This window comes from Olivibacter sp. 47, from assembly GCF_030372825.1.
Taxonomy (GTDB): Bacteria; Bacteroidota; Bacteroidia; order Sphingobacteriales; family Sphingobacteriaceae; genus Olivibacter; species Olivibacter oleidegradans.
On sequence record NZ_JAUCNR010000001.1, the window covers coordinates 5,492,753 to 5,511,530 of the forward strand.

The following is an 18,778-nucleotide window of genomic DNA, read 5'->3' on the forward strand; positions in this document are numbered from 1 at the left end:
AGTGAAGAATAGATGAAATTGTTCTCCTTTTTTCAATAAACGAACCATGGATACGATTAACCTAAAAGTAAATGGAAAAAACTATTCATTACGGGTCGGCCCTGAAACTCCCTTACTTTATGTGCTTCGAAACAATTTACAATTAAACGGACCGAAATACGGTTGTGGCGTTGAGCGATGCGGCTCCTGCATGGTACTGATAGATGGCATAGCCATGCCCTCCTGCAAACGACCCTGCCACTCCCTAGCGGATAGTTCTATAACTACCTTGGAAGGTATTAGCCAAGGCGAACAGCTCGATACGATTCAGGAAGCGTTTATTAAGGAGCAGGCGGCCCAATGCGGCTATTGCCTTAACGGGATGATTATAGCCTCCAAAGCTTTGTTACAGAAGAATTCCAATCCCACGGATGAGGAAATCCGAATAGCCTTACAACGAGTATTATGCCGATGTGGTAGTCATAATCGGATTATGCGGGCGATTCGTCGTGCCTCGCTTACAGTAAAAGCATCGCTATGAACAGAAAAGAGTTTATATCGACCACCGGCCAGCTGATTATTGGTTTTCATCTTTTACCCTTTCTTTGCTGTACACCTAGCAAAGGAGGGGCTAAAATTGCCCGAGCGATAGATAGCAACAACATTGATGCTTGGTTAAAATTATCCGACGAAGGAAAAGTAACCTTGTTGACCGGAAAAATGGAGCTTGGCCAGGGAATCCGCATTGCGCTGAAACAAATAGCTGCAGAAGAATTGGATGTCGACCTTAGCCGCATTCACATCATTATAGCTGACACGAAACGCACACCAGATGAACGATATACTGCCGGAAGCGCTTCTATAGAAAATAGTGGAATGAGCATACGCCAAGCGGCGGCAGAAGCACGTTATCGATTGATTAGAATGGCCGCGGAAAAGCTTCGTAGCCCGTTTACTTCATTGATTGTTAACGATGGGCTCGTTCTTGATCCATCGCAACCCGACAAATCGATTAGCTATTGGGAATTGCTGAAAGGGAAGGCAATCCAAGGAACGATTTCGGGTAACGCACCCCTTAAAAATCCAAAAGATTATCGACTTATCGGAAAAAGCGTGCCACGAGAAGATATACGTACCATGGTAACCGGAACTTCTTACTATATACAGGACCTCCGTTTTCCCGATATGCTGCATGCTCGGGTAGTTCGCCCCCCTTCTTATGATGCCAAGCTTCTATCTTTCCCGGAAAAGGAGGTTGCAAAAATGGATGGAATAAGAAAAATTATCAGGAACGGCGATTTTCTGGCAGTAGTGGCTCAAGAAGAGTATCACGCCATTCGGGCATGGGAATACCTTCGATCCTTCAGTAAATGGAAAACAGGCGTTTTACCTTCTCAACAGATCCTGTTTGAAGATATGGTACATCGGAGCAAAGAAGTGAAAGTGGTGGAAGCAAAGGGAGACACAAATAAACCTAATTTAACAACCATCGAAGCCACTTATACCCGTCCATATCATATGCATGGATCCATCGGCCCATCGTGTGCACTAGCTAGGTGGAGTTCAAAGGGATTAACAGTATGGACACACAGCCAAGGCGTTTACCCACTTAGGAAGAGTCTATCGGACCTGGTGGACTTACCTGAAGAATCCATTCATGTCATTGGTGTCCCCGGATCCGGTTGCTATGGTCATAACGGCGCTGATGATGTAGCGGCTGACGCTGTCTTAATTTCGCAAGCATTACCGGAGAGCACTATCCGTCTACAATGGATGCGCGAAGATGAACATTGCTGGGAACCGTACGGATCAGCTATGCGAATCCAGCTAAATGGAAGTCTCCATGAGGGAAAAATAAGCTATCTTGAAACCCAATTATGGTCAGATACCCACAGCGTCCGCCCTGGGGGACAAGCTTCATTGCTACTTGCAGCACAGTACATCCATCCAAAGAAACAAGCTGAAAAAAACGGCGTATCCGGTGGGGCTTATCGAAATGCGATCCCGCTTTACAACACGGATAGTCTAAAAGTGACAGCTTATGCCTTCCAAGGTCCGTTAAGAACGTCCGCACTGCGAAGTCTCGGTGCCTATGCCAACATCTTTGCGTTGGAGTCTTTTATAGACGAGCTGGCATCGCGCGGTAAACAAGATCCTGCAAGCTTCCGTTTAAAACACTTGAACGACGCACGAGCCATTGCCGTGATAAAAGCAGTATGCAATAAAGTCAATTGGTCGCAGCGAAAGGAGCGAAAAGACTACGGTTTTGGGCTAGCATTTGCCCAGTATAAAAATCACGCGGCCTATTTTGCAGTGATTGCTGAGGTTGCAGTAGATCGCAGTCGTAAAACTTTTAAGCTCACTAAATTAACCGGTGCCATTGACGCCGGTCAAACGATCAATACTGACGGGCTAAAAAATCAAACTGAGGGCGGTATGATACAGTCGGCAAGCTGGACACTATTCGAGGAGGTGAAGTATTCAGCGGATGGTATACAAAGTGATACATGGGAAAGCTATCCCATTATGCGCTTCTCTGACGTTCCTGAAACTGAGGTAATTGTTATTGATAGACCGGAAGAAAAACCAATGGGTGCCGGCGAAGCCGCACAAGGCCCTACCGCAGCGGCCATAGCCAATGCTTTGTTTGCAGCAACTGGCCAGCGCCTAAGAAATCTGCCTTTAAGGGCCAATAAATTGCAGTGGTAACCACCCCCTGTAGGAAGCTAATCGCTTTCCTCAAATTTTGTTTCCATGTACAACGCTTCCACTTTTTCCCTGGCCCATGGCGTTCTTCTAAGAAATTGGAGGCTTGATTTGACGCTTGGATTGTTAGCAAAACAATTTAAGCGTACTAAACGTGCAAGTTCTTTCCATCCATAGTGTTGTTCCAAACGCCTAACAACCATTTCCAAGGTAACTCCATGCAAGGGATTATTGGGTTGCTCTTTATGAAAATCTCGTGGCATCGATTAGTCTGCTGACAAAGTTTCTAAATAGGTTATAATGGCCATCACATCCTCTTCTCCAAGCCCTTTATCAAAGGCTTTTTTATAGGTTTCGGCGAGCGGCTGAGCTAATGGAAAGTCGATTCCCTGCTCCACGGCCAATCGAAGGTCTTTCACCATATGTTTTAGCGCAAAGGCGGCCGGATAGCTATTAGTGACAATCGCGTTTGTTTTTAGCTTTGTTAACGGACTTCCGCAGGCACCTTCATTCACGATACGCAACATATCTTCGGCTTTTATTCCGTTTTTCTTCGCAAATAAAACGGTTTCAGCTAAACCCTCCAGCGTAAGAGCCAAAAAATAGTTGATCGCCAATTTTGCAGACGATCCGGCGCCCACACTTCCAAGCCAAAAAGACAGTTTTCCAAGTTTTTCGAAGATCGGTTGAGCAGCACGATAATTATCTTCATCACCTCCTACGAGAATCAATAGTGTACCGTCTTCAGCCGGTTTAACACTTCCCGAAACAGGTGCCTCTAAAAACCTTGCGCCTACTGCCTTACTCATTTCTTCTAACTCATAAGACGTTCTGGGCGACACTGTGCTCATGTTTATAACCAGCTTCCCTTCCGCTTGGCAATTAAGTAAGCCGCCTTCACCTAGGAATATACCCTTCACGGCCTGATCATCGGACAGCATCGTAATAATAACCTCACTCTCTACACATAAATCCTTGATACTACTAGCTAAAGTGGCTCCGTCATTTACCAAACCTTCGGCCTTGGATGCAGTCCGATTGTAAACATTTAGAGCATAACCAGCTTTGAGCAAGTTTTTTGCCATGGGATATCCCATGTTCCCTAAGCCTATCCATCCTATCGTGTCGGTCATTTAAATCAATATTTCTGACATAAAGAGTTGCTTCCAACGAATGTTGAGATAACAGATAACAAAGATAATTGTTTAATACTTAAATACAATCACATGCGGCTCCCTCGCATACCAGCACTTCTTCCAAAGGCTTAGAGGGGTTGATCAGCTTTTTTCGTTTAATAAAAGCAAAAGCGAAGAGGGCGCCGACGAATGCCATAGCAGCACCAACTACTGCCGGCCATGTATAATCAAAGTGATAGACGAGCGGCAAACCTCCCAAGAAAGCACCTAAGGCATTTCCTATGTTAAAGCTAGCTTGACTAACAGAAGCGGCAATCATCTCAGCCCCTTTGGCCGTATTGATCATTAGCATCTGAATAGGTGCTGCCAATGCAAAGGCTACTGCTCCGGTAACAAAGGTCATAATCAACGCTGTAACCGGATTGAAGGAAACAAAATGTACAATGATCAGCGTTACAGCCATTACAACCAGCAAAGCAGCAGAGGCTTTTCCGGGGGAAAAACGATCTGCCAGAAAACCTCCTAAAAGATTTCCAACCATCATTCCAACCCCTGCCAATACTAAAATGTAGGTCACTGCATCCGCTGAAAAACCGGCTACACTCGTCATCATTGGAGCGATATAGCTATACCAGCAAAACAAGCCTCCTGTTCCAATAGAGATCATAAATATAATCAACCAAGCTTCGGTTTTTTTAAAGAAACTGAGCTCGTTTTTTAAATTTCTGTCAGCATTAGCTGATAACGCCGGTAATAGGGTCTTCAAGCTAAACAAGGTAATCAACCCCACAGCTACGACGATAGCAAAAGAAAAGCGCCATGAGAAATTATGGCCAATGTATGTACCTAAAGGAACTCCGGCAATATTTGCAATGGTTAAACCTAAAAACATAAGGGAAACGGCTTGCGCCTCTTTTCCTTTTTTGGCTATACGGCTTGCTACGACAGACCCTACACCAAAGAAAGCCCCGTGCGGCAAGCCCGAAAGTAAACGGGCAATAAACAAGGAATTAAAATCCGGCGCAAAAGCAGAAAAAGCGTTAAAAGCCGTAAACATCACCATTAAGGCGATCAATATATTCTTTGGCGGATATTTGCCGGCAATGGCTACCAATAACGGAGCCCCAATTACAACCCCCAATGCATATGCGGATATGAGATAGCCGGCTTTCGGAATAGAAACCGCTAAATCGCGAGCGATATCGGGCAAAAGTCCCATCATCACAAATTCGGTTATCCCTATACCTAATCCTCCTAAAGTTAATGGAAGTAAGTTTTTGTTCATAAGCTACTTAGTGTCTAAAATACACTCTGCAAAGTTAGTACATTCTCATCCAACTTCTGCCATGCATTTTAAATAAATAGCTATGTTTTTTTCATATTTACACAGAGAAAACAATTTAAGCATTTCACAAATGAAAAGAAACATACTCTTGCTAGCTTTAGCATTAGGTGTTAACACTGTTTATGCGCAACAGAAACTCTTTAGCAAGCCTGAACAGCAGCAAAATGGGAACGAGGAGACCGATTCCCGCCTTTCACAATAAAGAAAATTTAGCTATTTTGGACACATGACTTTAGACACACACGAACAGTTTCCACTATTGAATCGCTGCACGTACGTTAATACGCCAGGTACCGGCATTTTATCAAAGGACGTTTTAGATTGGAGACGAAAACATGACGAAGCGTACTTCCGGAACGGAAGCTCTTTTCGGATAAATCAAGAGGACTTTCTTAAAGGAGTCAGAGAAAATTTGGCATCTCTATTTCAAGCGGATGCCGACTATACCTTTTTAGTTCCTAATTTCTCCTTTGGTATGAACACCTTTTTGGATGGCCTAGCCTCTTCCGAACGCTTCTTATTGCTAGAAGGAGATTATCCTTCGGTAAATTATGCCGTAAAGAGTAGAGGTTTCAAGGTAGAGACTGTCGAAGTGGATGAAAATCTGGAAGATCGCATATTGATAAAAATCAGCGAGTTTAAGCCTACGGTTTTCGCTTTCAGCCTCGTGCAGTATATAAGTGGCATCAAGTTAAATTTTGAATTCATTAAAAAATTAAAGGCCGAGTATCCCGAACTATTGCTAATTGCTGATGGCACCCAATATTGCGGTACAGAACGCTTTGACTTTAAAAATTCCGGTTTAGACTTTCTGGGAGCAAGCGGCTACAAGTGGATGCTTTCCGGATATGGTAATGGTTTTGTGTTCTTGAGAGGTCGTATTGCTGATCGATTGTATCGACTTGCATCAGGGCAGGAACTTCCAACAGAACCCTTCTTAAGAGGCAGAACGCATTTATCTTTATACTTTGAACCTGGACATCAGGATACCCTAACCTTCGGCACGCTGGCGCAGTCAGTCGCTTATTTTAACCAGATAGGGATGCAGACGATCGAGAACAGGATCCGAACATTATCTGTTCAAGCCTTCGCTGCGTTTTCCGATCGTGGCCTTTTGGCCAATAGCGTCATAAAACGGCCAATACATTCTTCCATTTTCAGTTTATCGATTGATGATACGGTTCATAAACGGCTTCAAGAAGCAAACGTTGTTTGCATACGTCGCGGTTCGGGCGTACGCGTCGGATTCCACTTTTTTAATACCGTCGATGATTTAAATAAAATATTGGATATCCTTGATCAGTCTATCTGAGTGTTTCGAAAGTTAGCAAATAAAGTGATCATTTAGGGTTGGGTTTCTTTAGGAAGCGTATAAAAAAATGGCCTCACAAGAGGCCATTTTCATAAAACCAAACCTAAAATTGAACTCTTTGCCCCTTACTATCGATATAAAATTCTTCTTCTCCCTTTTTTACCCAAGCTTTCCCATCGATGAATATTTCCGCTTCATCGTAAATAAAAGGAACGACGACCTTGCCATTTTTATCTATAAAGCCAATCTTTTCACCTTTTTGTACATAAGCAACGCCGTCGACAAACAGCGATCCTGTTTGATAACTTGGTTGAACAATCACCTTGTTCGTGGTATCTATGAGGGCATACAGGCCATCCCTCATCGCCCATAAACGATCCGCATCCGCAACAAAAATCCCTTCATATTCCAATGGTATTATTTCTTTACCTGTCTTATCAACCACGCCAAACTTGTCATCTCGAGAGACCGGCGCCAGACCGGCTCGATAACCATAACGGTCGTGATAGCGCGGTTCTACTATTACATTTCCGGCATCATCTTCTATACCCCATAGTTCACCATCGTCGGTCCAATGATATCCCTCGGCCAATTCATAATCTTCTTCTGCTTCCACCGTACTATCCACAGCCGCGGTATCGCCTGACAAGTCGAACGAATCTTCTATGGTGTAATGAGCGGGTATGGTGAATAGGGTGTCGTCGACTAACTCTTCTTTAACAGAAGCTGCTTTAATACCTACATCCATACCGTTGGTATTCGTCGAAATTTTCAAGGCCATTCCCGGAATCTTTTCCAAATAATCATATTCACCCCAAAAAAGTTTCGGTAGTTTTTCGGCATACCAAATAGTCATATCTTGCTTAACATCGCCAACATTCATTTCCAATATGGCCTTCTTACAGCTAAAACCATGAATCTCCATAGTTTCATCGGAAAATCGCAATTTTCCATCCGCAGAACTTACCACAATCATGCTGTCACCTTTCATTTCTGTACTTACTTTCGGAGTCGCCAAAGCTGTACGGTATGCTGTTTCGGTTTCAGCATATAAGTTGTAAGAAATGCTGTCTTCTAAATTACTTATTTGAACGGAAGAAACGATCCCTTTTTGTTCAATTCGCATTTTGTTTGCTGTTACATAAGCCTTTAGCAAAGGCTCGCCTTCCTTTGCTCCGCTCATAGCCTTCCCTAATTCCATCATTGCCACCATTTGTTGTTCCTCCTCGGTCATAGTTTCCGAGTCCTTCCTTGGCATGTCAAAAGCGATGTCATATCCGACAACCCAGGCTTTTACTTTTTTTATTTCCTGTGCTTGCACGCTATTGAAACCGATTGGACAGAAGAATAGGCCAACCAGCAAAAACAAACCTCTTTGTAATGTTTTTTTCATATAAAAATTGAATGATAGCGGTTCCTTAAATTTACTATAGGTTCCTTCTTGGCGCAAAAATAAGTAATGGTAGCTGCATCTCTCATCACGGGAAACAGGGGTTTTTAAACATCAGGGTGCCTATTCAAAATTAATAATTAACGCAAAGGTCCTATATTAAATAATGATCATTTCGTCAGTATCACTCAGTCAGCTGACACTAATTTATTAACCTAATTATCAGGTTTTTATCAACACAAAAAAGCAATTCGTCCCTAGGCTTTAAACTTTTCGTCAGGTTTTACTGTTTTCCCTACGTTCCGGCTTACAACAATAACGGTAACTCAGTAAGCCTGTTCAAGTGGCTAAAACTGTTAAATGACTTTCGTATATACTAAAAATGAAGTATGTTTGGGAGGCAAGGATGAAGAACCACGCATCTTTTAATGATTTATAGATGGGAAAGGCTTACATGAAAAAACGTCATCTGCATATCCGACATGATGTGCCTTATAGTAAACTTATTTCTTTTTCACTTCTTTTTACTATACTTTACAATTTTAGTTTCGCACAACGGCCGGGATATGAATTGGAGCCTTCAAGATCGAAAGCAGACACCACAAAACAACGAGATCTTATTGATATAGCAAAAGATTTTCTCAATATAGAGCCTCCAAAGGGCCCTGATAGCAGCGGAAAGTCGATTTACTTTTCCTTTCTCCCTTTTTCCACCACTGTACCCGGGGGAGGCCAAGCTCTGATCACCTCTACGACTGCGGGTTTCTTTACCGGCAATCGTAAAACAACGAACATGTCTCGCGTGACTTTTACACCCTATACCAACTTTAAAGGGCGCTTTGGCCTCCCGATTCGCTCTTATGTTTGGTTAAAAAACAATGAATGGGTAATTATCGGAGATACACGCCTAATGAAATATCCGCAATATACCTGGGGCTTAGGACGGCAACATAGTGAAGATGATAAAATGTTGGTAGACTATACCTATTTCAGATTCTATCAACATGCCTTACGGAAATTTAAGCGGAATTTCTTTGCCGGTCTAGGATATAATTTAGATTACCGTACCAATATCGATGCTGAGAAAAATGGAGTATTACTAAGGGATTATGTCGACTATCCTTACGGTACCGATGATTTTGGAAGAAGTTTATCTTCGGGGTTAAGTTTTAATTTCCTTTATGACACACGGGCCAACTCTATCAACCCATTAGATGGGTATTATGCTTATTTTCAATACCGTATCAATCCTAAATTTCTCGGCAATGATCATTTCTGGAGTTCTGTTTATCTCGACCTTCGAAAGTATATCCGTTTTACGGAGGACCCCAATCGCCAAAATATGCTTGGTTTGTGGAGTTATTATTGGTCAGTGCTCAATCGTCAAGTTCCTTATCTAGACCTGCCGAGTATTGGCTGGGATGTGTATAACCGTTCCGGTAGAGGTTTTGATCAAAATCGTTTCCGGGGCAGACATTTATTTTATCTAGAGGCCGAGTATCGGCGCGACATTACCAATAACGGGCTGTTAGGCTTTGTATTATTTACCAACGCAAATACCGTTTCAGGCCCTAATAGCAACATTTTTAAAGATTGGAACCAAGCCTATGGCGGAGGTTTACGGATTAAATTCAATAAAGGTTCGGGCACAAACATTGCCATTGACTATGGTCGTAGTAAAGGTTTTTCAGGATTTCAAATCGGACTGGATGAAGTGTTTTAACAGCTATCAGTTTTTAGAGATCGGCAATCAGCTATTGATAAACAATTTAAAGCCGACAGCAGATTTCAGATAGCTGATATCGCTTTCATTTGCTATATTGCACATAAATAGGTGTTGAAAATATATTTATGGACAAAAAAGTATACAATCGTATTAAGGCAGTCTTAGCTGAGCAAGGGAAAACCAACAAATGGCTTGCTGAAACCCTAGACAGAAACATTAACACGGTTTCTAAATGGAGCACCAATAAAATGCAGCCTACGGTAGAGTCGCTTTTTGAAATTGCAGACGCATTACAGGTTGACGTTCGTAGCTTACTTGTTTCTACGAAACAGCATTAAATAGCATAATCTGTATAAGAGTAAAGAAATGTAACATCTCTGTACAAAAGATTAAATTAGAAAATGGCATATAAATTAGGAGACTTTGTTCGCTTCGTGGAAGAGGACTTTGAAGGACACATTACAAAAATAATCAATGATGAATTGGTGGGAGTAACGGGAGAAGATGGTTTTGAAATCCCTGTACAAACGACCAAGATAACCCATGTTTATGGGCAGCAAAGCCGGAAAGAGCTGGATTTTGACGAAGATAAAAAGCAGCCGACGGTAATATCCGGCGCTTTTGTAGGAGAAGGAATCTATTTAGCCATTACCGGCGACCAAAAACAGAACATCGCTATCTTCAATTTAGTAAATGAAACCTCGTATGATTTACTATTAAGCTTCAGCACGGAAAAAGCAAAACAAATTGTAGGCGAATATGCGGGTATAATTGCACCGAAAAGCACGCAAAAGATTTATAATGCTAAAATTAACGAAGTAAGCAGTTGGCCCTTGTTCGATTTTAAGTTTTTATTTCATACGGTTGTGCTACAGGTGCCCAAGCCCGCTTTAGAGATTACTAAACGTATTAAACCACTTGATTTGTCGGAAGCCAAAAAGCATGTTCCATTACTGAGTGATCGCGCCTGGCTTTTCCGCTTAGACGAAGACCTAAAGATCGATGCAGAAAAGCTTAAGGAAAGTTTTTTCAGTCATCGTCCTGATAAGAAATAAGCGCTTAGATTAAGCTCAACTATTTGTTCGATTTTGGACAGTAAACTGTTCGGAATCGAACACTATTCCTCTTTACATTCCTTTCCAGCCACATTTAAAGCCCACTTTTCCATTTGGCGATATTCTTGGTCTACTAGCTAAAGGATATAAGACGCAAGTATCAAGACACAAGATCGCCCGACTAGTAAGACTCAACATCGTAAAGGCGCTTTTAGAATATCTTGACACCTGCCTACCGGCAGGCAGGCTTAATACTTGATACAATGATAAAACCATGAGCGATTCAGCGAATAGCTGAAACACCTCTGAAAAATAAATAATATGTTTCAAAACTACCTAAAAATCGCCTGGCGGAACTTACTGAAACACCGCCTATATTCTGCCATCAAAATTGGTGGCTTTGCTTGTAGCATTGCAGCCTGTATACTTATTACATTATATATTATTCATGAAATAAGTTATGATAAAAGTTATCCCGATGGAGAGCGGATTTATCGCATTATTGCGCGATTCAATGATAATGGCGAAATAAAGAAAGGAGTATCTTTTCAGGCACCCTTAAGTAAAGCGATAAAGGCTGATTTTCCGCAAGTCGAAACGGTAGGACGGATCCTTCCCAATTCTTTATTTTACGGAGCAGGGAGTAATCAGGTAAGCATTGAGGATAATCCGACCAGCGTTTATGAAGAAGGATTTACTTACATGGATCAGGAGTTACTAGATATGCTTCAGCTACCCATGGCTTTTGGAGATCGATCAAAAGCCTTGAAACATCCGTATACCTTGGTCATGACGAAAAGTAAAGCGGATAAATATTTCCCGGGTAAGAATCCGGTTGGAAAGATTGTTTACTTGAACAACGATAAATCCAAACCTTATACCATTAAGGGAGTTATTGAAGACCTCCCCTCTACTTCACATTTAAAACCCTTCAGCTTTTTACTTACATTAAACGGCGTAGTGTTTTATCCTGGCGAGCAGGACAATTGGGGAGCAACGAATTACCCGACTTATATTAAACTACGGAAAGGGACTGATGTTGCACAATTTGAAAAGATATTAACAAAAGAAATCCTTACCAAATATGTCATTCCAACTATGCAGCAGGCAGGGAACGTCCGCGCAAATGAAATGGAAAAAAACCTTCGCTTAAGCTTACAGCCTGTTAGAAATATCCACCTATATTCTGCCGATATACACGATTACCCCCAAATGCAAAGGGGTGACATTAAATTTGTATGGTTATTTGGTGGTATTGCTGCATTTATCCTGTTAATTGCCTGTATTAATTTTGTCAATCTATCTACGGCAAAATCGGCCAATCGTGCAAAAGAAGTAGGTCTTCGCAAAGTGGTCGGTTCTTATAGAAGCGGTTTAATTGCCCAATTTTTAGCGGAATCTACTCTTTACAGTATATTATCTTTCCTCATCGGCCTATTACTTGCCTGGCTATTGTTACCCTTATTCAATACCCTCTCTGGAAAGGAACTTGGCTTCCCGTGGTCCAGCTGGCAATTAATTCCCGTTGTTCTCTGTTCAGCCCTTTTCGTTGGTCTCCTTGCGGGCATTTATCCTTCCTTCTATTTATCAGGTTTTCGTCCTATCGCAGTATTAAAAGGGGACTTAAGTCAGGGGACCAGAAACCCCGTTCTTAGAAACGGTTTGGTTGTTTTCCAGTTTGCCACCTCCATCACGTTAATCATCGGCACGTTGATTATCAACAATCAAATGAATTTCATACTGGACAAGAAAATAGGTTTCGATAAAGACCAGGTGATGGTTTTACAGGGCACCAGTACCCTTGGCGATCAAATCAACGTATTAAAAGAAGAACTTCAAAAACTGCCTCAAGTGAAAAGTGCTTCGGTGAGCGATTTTCTACCAGTACGATTGGAAGGGGTAAAAAGAAATGGCAACACTTTTTGGAAAGAAGGAAAAATCACAGAAGAGGCTGGAACTGGGGGCCAATTTTGGGAAATTGATGAAAACTATCTTTCCACTTTAGGCATGAAGTTACTTTCGGGCAGAAACTTTTCCAAAGACATGGCTACCGACTCCCAGTCCGTTATTATTAATCAAAAGTTGGCGAAAGAGCTAGGGCTTAAAAATCCTGTAGGTGCCCGTATAACTAATGGCCGTGTATTTACAGTTATCGGCGTAGTAGAAGACTTTAATTTTGAATCACTTAAAGATGAAGTCGAGGGTTTATGTATGGCATTAAGTAATAGCCCCACCATGCTTGCTGTCAAGGTAAACGGTAAAGATATGAGCACAGCAGTGCAAGCAATTGGTGCTGTATGGAAGAAATTTTCACCTGATCAAGCCATGCGTTATACCTTTTTAGATGAAGGTTATGCCAATATGTATATGGATGTAAAGCGTACAGGCAATATATTCACCAGTTTTGCTGCCTTAGCCATCTTCATTGCCTGTTTAGGGTTATTCGGCTTAGCGGCTTTTACCACAGAACAGCGCACGAAAGAAATAGGAATTCGAAAAGTTCTTGGCGCCAGCGTAAATGGCATCGTACAATTACTGACTAAAGACTTTTTAAGGCTTGTGTTTGTCGCCATTGTCATCGCCTCACCTTTAGCCTGGTGGGCGATGAACAAATGGTTACAGGATTTTGCCTATCGGATTGAAATTAAATGGTGGGTTTTTGCTATTGCAGGGTCCGCTGCTATTGTCATCGCTATACTGACCGTTAGTTTCCAAGCCATTAAAGCAGCTTTGGCCAATCCAACGAAATCGTTGAGAAGTGAATAAATTTAGTTACTGGTCATTCGTGCTTGGTTATTTGCCATTTCTTACTAGGAACTAATAACGGATAACAAATAACGATTATGTTAAAAAACTACATAAAAATCGCTTGGCGAAATATTAGAAGGAATACATCCTTTACCATCATTAATGTATTCGGGCTCACCTTAGGAATCACCTGCGCCTTGCTGATTTTCGCGTTGGTCAATTACCATTTTAGTTTTGACAATTTCCACGAAGATAAAGAACGAATCTATCGTTTGGTTACAGAATGGCAAGATGATATTGTTGATCATTCCGCTGGCGTTCCTAGCCCCTTAGGTAAGGCCTTTCGCGAGGACTTTAATCTCGACGAATATACGGCAAGGTCGATTAATTTTCGGGATGTCTTAGTCACGCTACCGGGAACACCGGACAAGAAGAAATTTAATGAGGAAAGCTCAATCGCCTATACAGAATCCGCCTACTTCTCCATCTTTACTTTTCCTATTTTAAAAGGTGAGTCGGCAGAAGTCCTTACAGATCCGAACACAGCAATCATCACTGAAAAAATCGCAAAAAAATATTTTGGAGATAGCAACCCTTTAGGACAAGTGATCAAAGTCAATAATAACACTGATTTCACAGTTAAAGCTGTCCTACAAGATTTACCAAACAACACAGATCTTCAAAGTGAAATATTCCTCTCCTTCGCGAACTTAAAGGATCGAGATCCCGAGTTAGCTCGCGACGATGCCTGGAATGGTGTATACAGCGGCACGCAATGTTACACCTTGTTGAAAGAAGGTATAAGCGCGGATGTGGTTGAAAAAGCGCTGCGGCAAACTTCAGAAAAACATTACCCAGGCCGGGATGCAAAGGTTTGGAATTTCAAATTACAACCACTAAGAGACATTCATTTTAACCCTGTTTATAATGGCGCCGTCAATAAAAATTATTTATACGCGTTGTTATTTATCGGCCTATTATTGCTTTCTACTGCCTGTATTAACTTCACAAACCTAGCTACGGCACAAGCGATCAATCGTGCGAAAGAAATCGGTATCCGAAAAGTACTGGGCAGCCAACGGAAACAACTTTTTTGGCAGTTTATTTCAGAAACAGCACTTATTACTTTGATCTCTACGTTAATCGCATGTGGGCTTGCATCGGTGCTTTTGCCAAGTATCAATGATCTCTTCCAATCCGAAATACGTTTAAATCTATTCAGTGCTTGGCAAATGCCCGTATTTTTAATAAGTGTTGTTTCTTTTGTTATTTTTCTCTCCGGGTTTTATCCAGGCTTGGTATTGGCCGGTTTTAAACCCATTCAAGCCCTAAGGAGCAAAATAACTCAACGCGAGGTCGGTGGTTTTGCTTTACGGAGATCATTGGTAGTAGGGCAATTTGCTATTTCACAGATGCTTATCATTGGCACTTTAATCATCGCGAGGCAGATAAATTATGTCAATAATACCGATCTTGGTTTTGATAAAAGCGCTATTGTCAACCTCCCTATTCCGGAAGCGGATCGTGATCACGCCGATAAAAAGTTGACGCTCAAGAACCGCCTTGAAAACGTCAACGGTGTTCAAGCTGTTTCCTTAAATTTTCAACCTCCTGCTTCCCGATCGAACAGAACAACCGGCGTACGCTATGATACACGGACAGAAGAAGAAAGATGGAGCATCAATTTGAAATATGCAGACGACCAATACTTGTCTACATTCAATATGCGTTTGGCAGCCGGCAGGAACATCCATCGGTCTGACACCATTAACGAATTTTTGGTGAATGAAACTTTTGTCAAAAAGCTTAATCTAACGTCAGCAGAAGAAGTAATTGGAAAAAATATCACCATAAATGGCACAGCTTATAGTGGTCCTATTGTTGGTGTGGTGAAAGATTTCTATAATTATTCCTTTCGTAACGAAAAGGACGCTATTTGCATTGCATCTAACAACAAAGAATATGTTAATTGTTCCATTAAATTGAGCAGTCAACACCTCACTTCCACATTAGCCTCTTTTGAAAAAATATGGAGTGAAACCTATCCTGATTATGTATACTCTCACCAATTTATGGATGAAGCAGTTGCACAATTCTATGAAACCGATAACACCCTCTTAAAACTGATTCAAGCTTTTGCATTGGTAGCTATTTTAATCGGCTGCCTTGGTTTATACGGCCTCATATCGTTTATGGCCTTTCATAAAACTAAGGAAATTGGTGTCCGCAAAGTTTTGGGCGCTACCATTCCGGATATTCTATGGATTTTTGGGAGGGAATTCGTCCGTTTACTGGTCATTGCATTTATGATTGCTGCGCCGGTCGCCTGGTGGGGCATGAAAACCTATTTACAGGATTTTTCTTACAAAATTGAAATAGGACTTAATGTTTTCCTGCTTGCTGTCGCCATTACCTTTGTTATTGCTATTGTCACCATCGGTTTCCGGTCTGTAAGGGCTGCTACGGTTAATCCAATAAAATCGTTGAGAAGTGAGTAATGGGTTATTGGTTACTCGTTATTGGTTATTGGTTATTAGTTACTCGTTATTGGTTATTTGTCATACCAGACTAAGAACGGATAACGAATAACTAAAAACGGACAGGAAGTGTTGTCATGCCTTACAAACTATTCAAATATTTCTCGAGCATTGTATATCCATCGGCAGCATAGTTGTTCCCGTCGCTTGGGTTATTTGGGTCGAGCTGGTGATCCGTTTCCCAAGCATCTGGTATACCATCTCCATCTGAATCATCAGGTGGTGTAATACTTTGCAGTGTGGGCCATCCACCCACGTCTTGTTGACTATCGATGATACCAGACGGATGCAGGATACCCGTCGTATTTACCAAGGCATAAGTAGCCCCCTCATAGGTCGCTGTTTTGTTTCTTACTTCCTGAATAATTCGTTTATCGATAGTATCTCGCTTGGGCAATACTGCACCTACATTGTTCAACACTTCCTCATAGGCGTCTTCTGCTGTACTGGTAAGCATCGGTAAAGTCGGGAAGGGCGAACTTTGTTTGGCAGCCGCAATAAGTGCTGCTGCACCGGAATAGCTGTCGCGTTGCACCCCTTTCTCCCAATTGTCAGCACTTACGTCTGGAAATCCGTCAACAAAATTCCCTTGGATAAAGAACCTCCCACCCCATACGGTATCACCGGCGGAAATACTATAACTGGTATATTGCAAGATCCGGTTCCTCTTATTGCTTATACTACTTAGGGTACTCCCCGGTGTAGCAGGGCCATATTTATAATAGTTGTTAACCATATTGTAGTCGCCATTCTCTCCGCCATAAGTGGAATTTATATTACCCCAATTATAGATGACGTTATTGCGGAAGTCTACCAACTCTTCGTCTGGACCGGTAGCAGCCAATGTTCCTGAAAAACGAGGATTTCTACTTGAATTATGAGCTAGCAGATTATGATGAAACGAAGATCTATTCCCTCCCCAGATTCCTCCATAGCCATGCGTCCCTTTTTCATGGGCCGATTTATATAAGCTTTCGCTCAGTATACACCATTGGAGCGAAAAATCCGTGATACCGTAAAACGAACCGATTTCGTCTACCGACCAGCTTAAGGAACAATGATCAATAATAATATTTGCATAAGGGGTGCCACCCGCTGCCGGAAGCGACGTATAGAGTGCATCCGTTGTGATACCGTTAATATCACCCAGTCTAAACCGAAGATACCTGATGATGATATTATTTGCCCGTATTGCGGTTCCATACCCCGCAATACAAATCCCATCCCCCGGGGCCGACTGTCCGGCAATGGTGATATTATTTTGAGCAATAAATAAGTTGCTTTCCAGAAAAATCGTCCCCGAAACCTTGAACAGTACCGTTCGATTGGGTTGGCTTACCGCATCTCTTAAACTTCCGGGGCCCGAGTTATTCAAGTTGGTTACGTAATACACCGTTCCTCCTCGTCCACCTGTAGCGAATTTTCCGTATCCCTCAGCCCCCGGAAATGCCACAAGAACATCATTAGGCAGTACGTTTCGAGTACTTGTCAATTGTTTTGACGGTGTGTCAATTGTTGCCTTGCTACAAGAAATTAATGTTACAAGGCCAATGAACATCCATTTAATTCTTTCCATAATAGCGATTTATTGATTGTTTAGGATATAAGGTCATGGCGTATACTCGGGTTTCCAGTGTTGAACGGTTTCCGTCTCGGCTGCTAAATTGCCCATATGTATGGCAATTGTACTATCATATGCCGTATGCGCATTAGATAAAGGCTTATCATTGGTCACGATGCAATGAATAAAGTGTTGTAAAGAAAGCACGGAAGGATCGGGTAGCTGCTCATTCTTTTCCTTAAAAATCAGCTCTTCGGCTTCTCCTTGTGTTCTAGCCAGAAGCGTGGCGCCGGTAACGCCATCAACAGTACCTTGTTGGTTCTTTGTCGACTCTGCATAAATAAACGCTTTATCCCTTTGGATCTCTAAGGTGGCCCGATCTCCTAAAATCCGTATATTATAGCCGTTATAAGCGTTTGACAGCACAGAGGTTACGCTCGACTGGATGCCTTCGGGATATTCATAAACCGTTCGAATATGATCATAAGTCTCCCGACCATCTTTCCAATAATTGACGCCTCCAAACCCAACAACTTTTATAGGTCTCTTATCCAGTAAGTAATGCACCGCATCAATCTGATGTGCACATAATTCGGATAGGGGTCCGCCACAATAGGCGCGATACATCCGCCAATTGATCAGCTTTTCATCTTTCGGATTATTTACCGGAAAACGCCAATTAGAATTTCGATTATATTGACACTCAAAATGTGTAATCTTACCTAACCAATTTTGACTAATTACTTCCTTCACCTTATGATAAAGCGCGAAATAGCGATATTGAAACCCTACTTGGAATACCTTCGAAGACGCCTCAACAACCTTCCGTAAGTCGATTGCCTGTGGAATATCATAGGCCATGGCTTTCTCAAGATAGACGTGTTTTTCAGCTTGTATAGCATCTTTCGCCATCGGATGGTGTAAAAAGAGCGGTGTAGCAATAACGACAGCCTCGATGTTTTTGTCTTCCAACAATTTTCGATAATCCGTGTAGGTCGACACCTTATCTCCTACTATCTGACGGGCTTTATTAAGATGAGGTGGATAAACGTCGCATAATGCAGTGATCTTCACCCCGTTTATTCCCATTAATATTTTAGCTAAACCGGTACCCCGCGACCCGGTTCCAATAATACCTACCTGTACTTGATCAGTTGATAGTCTGCTCGAAAACAAAGGCAGTTTATCCAACGCCAGTGAGGAGAGCATCAGTCCGCTGCGCGTTAAAAACTCTTTTCTAGAATAATGATTAAATTTTTTCATGATTGGTTAAGAATTAACGG

At 41.9% G+C, this 18,778-nt stretch carries 15 protein-coding genes; 9 read left to right on the top strand and 6 right to left on the bottom strand.

Annotated elements, in window-relative coordinates; translation table 11 throughout:
• The first annotated feature begins 46 nt into the window (after positions 1-46).
• Together QT327_RS23815 and QT327_RS23820 are read left to right on the top strand one after the other, a co-directional pair.
• Complete coding sequence (locus QT327_RS23815) at positions 47-520, top strand: (2Fe-2S)-binding protein (RefSeq protein WP_013664485.1); 474 nt, start codon at positions 47-49, stop codon at positions 518-520.
• On the top strand, positions 517-2,688 hold the full coding sequence (locus QT327_RS23820) for a xanthine dehydrogenase family protein molybdopterin-binding subunit (RefSeq protein WP_130854719.1): 2,172 nt from the start codon (positions 517-519) through the stop codon (positions 2,686-2,688). Before QT327_RS23815 ends, QT327_RS23820 begins: the two co-directional genes overlap by 4 nt.
• Before the next feature lie 17 nt (positions 2,689-2,705).
• Here the strand turns inward: QT327_RS23820 and QT327_RS23825 are convergent, their stop codons facing one another.
• The 3 genes from QT327_RS23825 to QT327_RS23835 form a co-directional block, all read right to left on the bottom strand.
• Positions 2,706-2,948 carry a VF530 family protein gene (locus tag QT327_RS23825; protein WP_013664487.1) on the bottom strand — a complete coding sequence of 81 codons (243 nt, stop codon included), beginning with the start codon at positions 2,946-2,948 and terminating at the stop codon, positions 2,706-2,708.
• A 3-nt stretch (positions 2,949-2,951) separates the two neighbouring features.
• Positions 2,952-3,818, bottom strand: a complete 867-nt coding sequence (locus QT327_RS23830; RefSeq protein ID WP_130854718.1) for an NAD(P)-dependent oxidoreductase — start codon at positions 3,816-3,818, stop codon at positions 2,952-2,954.
• Between the two features lie 79 nt (positions 3,819-3,897).
• Positions 3,898-5,106 (bottom strand): MFS transporter, encoded by a 1,209-nt coding sequence (locus QT327_RS23835; RefSeq protein WP_149105129.1) that lies wholly within the window; start codon positions 5,104-5,106, stop codon positions 3,898-3,900.
• Between the two features lie 130 nt (positions 5,107-5,236).
• Here QT327_RS23835 and QT327_RS23840 point away from each other — a divergent pair, with 130 nt between their 5' ends.
• Positions 5,237-5,368 (top strand): hypothetical protein, encoded by a 132-nt coding sequence (locus tag QT327_RS23840; RefSeq protein ID WP_256377652.1) that lies wholly within the window; start codon positions 5,237-5,239, stop codon positions 5,366-5,368.
• A 24-nt stretch (positions 5,369-5,392) separates the two neighbouring features.
• Entirely contained in the window at positions 5,393-6,478 is a 1,086-nt protein-coding gene (locus tag QT327_RS23845) for an aminotransferase class V-fold PLP-dependent enzyme (RefSeq protein ID WP_130854716.1), read from the top strand.
• A 103-nt stretch (positions 6,479-6,581) separates the two neighbouring features.
• Here QT327_RS23845 and QT327_RS23850 read toward each other — a convergent pair whose 3' ends face one another.
• Positions 6,582-7,871, bottom strand: a complete 1,290-nt coding sequence (locus tag QT327_RS23850; RefSeq protein ID WP_149105131.1) for a WG repeat-containing protein — start codon at positions 7,869-7,871, stop codon at positions 6,582-6,584.
• Positions 7,872-8,307: 436 nt separating this feature from the next.
• Between QT327_RS23850 and QT327_RS23855 the strand changes: the two genes are divergently transcribed.
• The 5 genes from QT327_RS23855 to QT327_RS23875 all read left to right on the top strand — a co-directional run bounded on the left by QT327_RS23855 (position 8,308) and on the right by QT327_RS23875 (position 15,895).
• Positions 8,308-9,591, top strand: a complete 1,284-nt coding sequence (locus QT327_RS23855; RefSeq protein WP_149105132.1) for a BamA/TamA family outer membrane protein — start codon at positions 8,308-8,310, stop codon at positions 9,589-9,591.
• A 128-nt stretch (positions 9,592-9,719) separates the two neighbouring features.
• Positions 9,720-9,932: a helix-turn-helix transcriptional regulator gene (locus QT327_RS23860; protein WP_013664493.1), complete on the top strand. Its 213-nt coding sequence runs from the start codon at positions 9,720-9,722 to the stop codon at positions 9,930-9,932.
• Between the two features lie 63 nt (positions 9,933-9,995).
• Positions 9,996-10,649 (top strand): DUF8465 domain-containing protein, encoded by a 654-nt coding sequence (locus QT327_RS23865; protein WP_130854713.1) that lies wholly within the window; start codon positions 9,996-9,998, stop codon positions 10,647-10,649.
• A gap of 321 nt (positions 10,650-10,970) precedes the next feature.
• The gene (locus QT327_RS23870; protein ID WP_130854712.1) at positions 10,971-13,415 is read left to right on the top strand and encodes an ABC transporter permease; all 2,445 of its coding nucleotides are present in this window, start codon (positions 10,971-10,973) and stop codon (positions 13,413-13,415) included.
• Positions 13,416-13,492: 77 nt separating this feature from the next.
• Positions 13,493-15,895: an ABC transporter permease gene (locus QT327_RS23875; protein ID WP_130854711.1), complete on the top strand. Its 2,403-nt coding sequence runs from the start codon at positions 13,493-13,495 to the stop codon at positions 15,893-15,895.
• A 121-nt stretch (positions 15,896-16,016) separates the two neighbouring features.
• Here the strand turns inward: QT327_RS23875 and QT327_RS23880 are convergent, their stop codons facing one another.
• Both QT327_RS23880 and QT327_RS23885 read right to left on the bottom strand, forming a co-directional pair.
• Complete coding sequence (locus QT327_RS23880) at positions 16,017-17,510, bottom strand: pectate lyase (RefSeq protein ID WP_207303709.1); 1,494 nt, start codon at positions 17,508-17,510, stop codon at positions 16,017-16,019.
• A 33-nt stretch (positions 17,511-17,543) separates the two neighbouring features.
• The gene (locus QT327_RS23885) at positions 17,544-18,758 is read right to left on the bottom strand and encodes a Gfo/Idh/MocA family protein (RefSeq protein ID WP_130854710.1); all 1,215 of its coding nucleotides are present in this window, start codon (positions 18,756-18,758) and stop codon (positions 17,544-17,546) included.
• Positions 18,759-18,778: the final 20 nt, after the last annotated feature.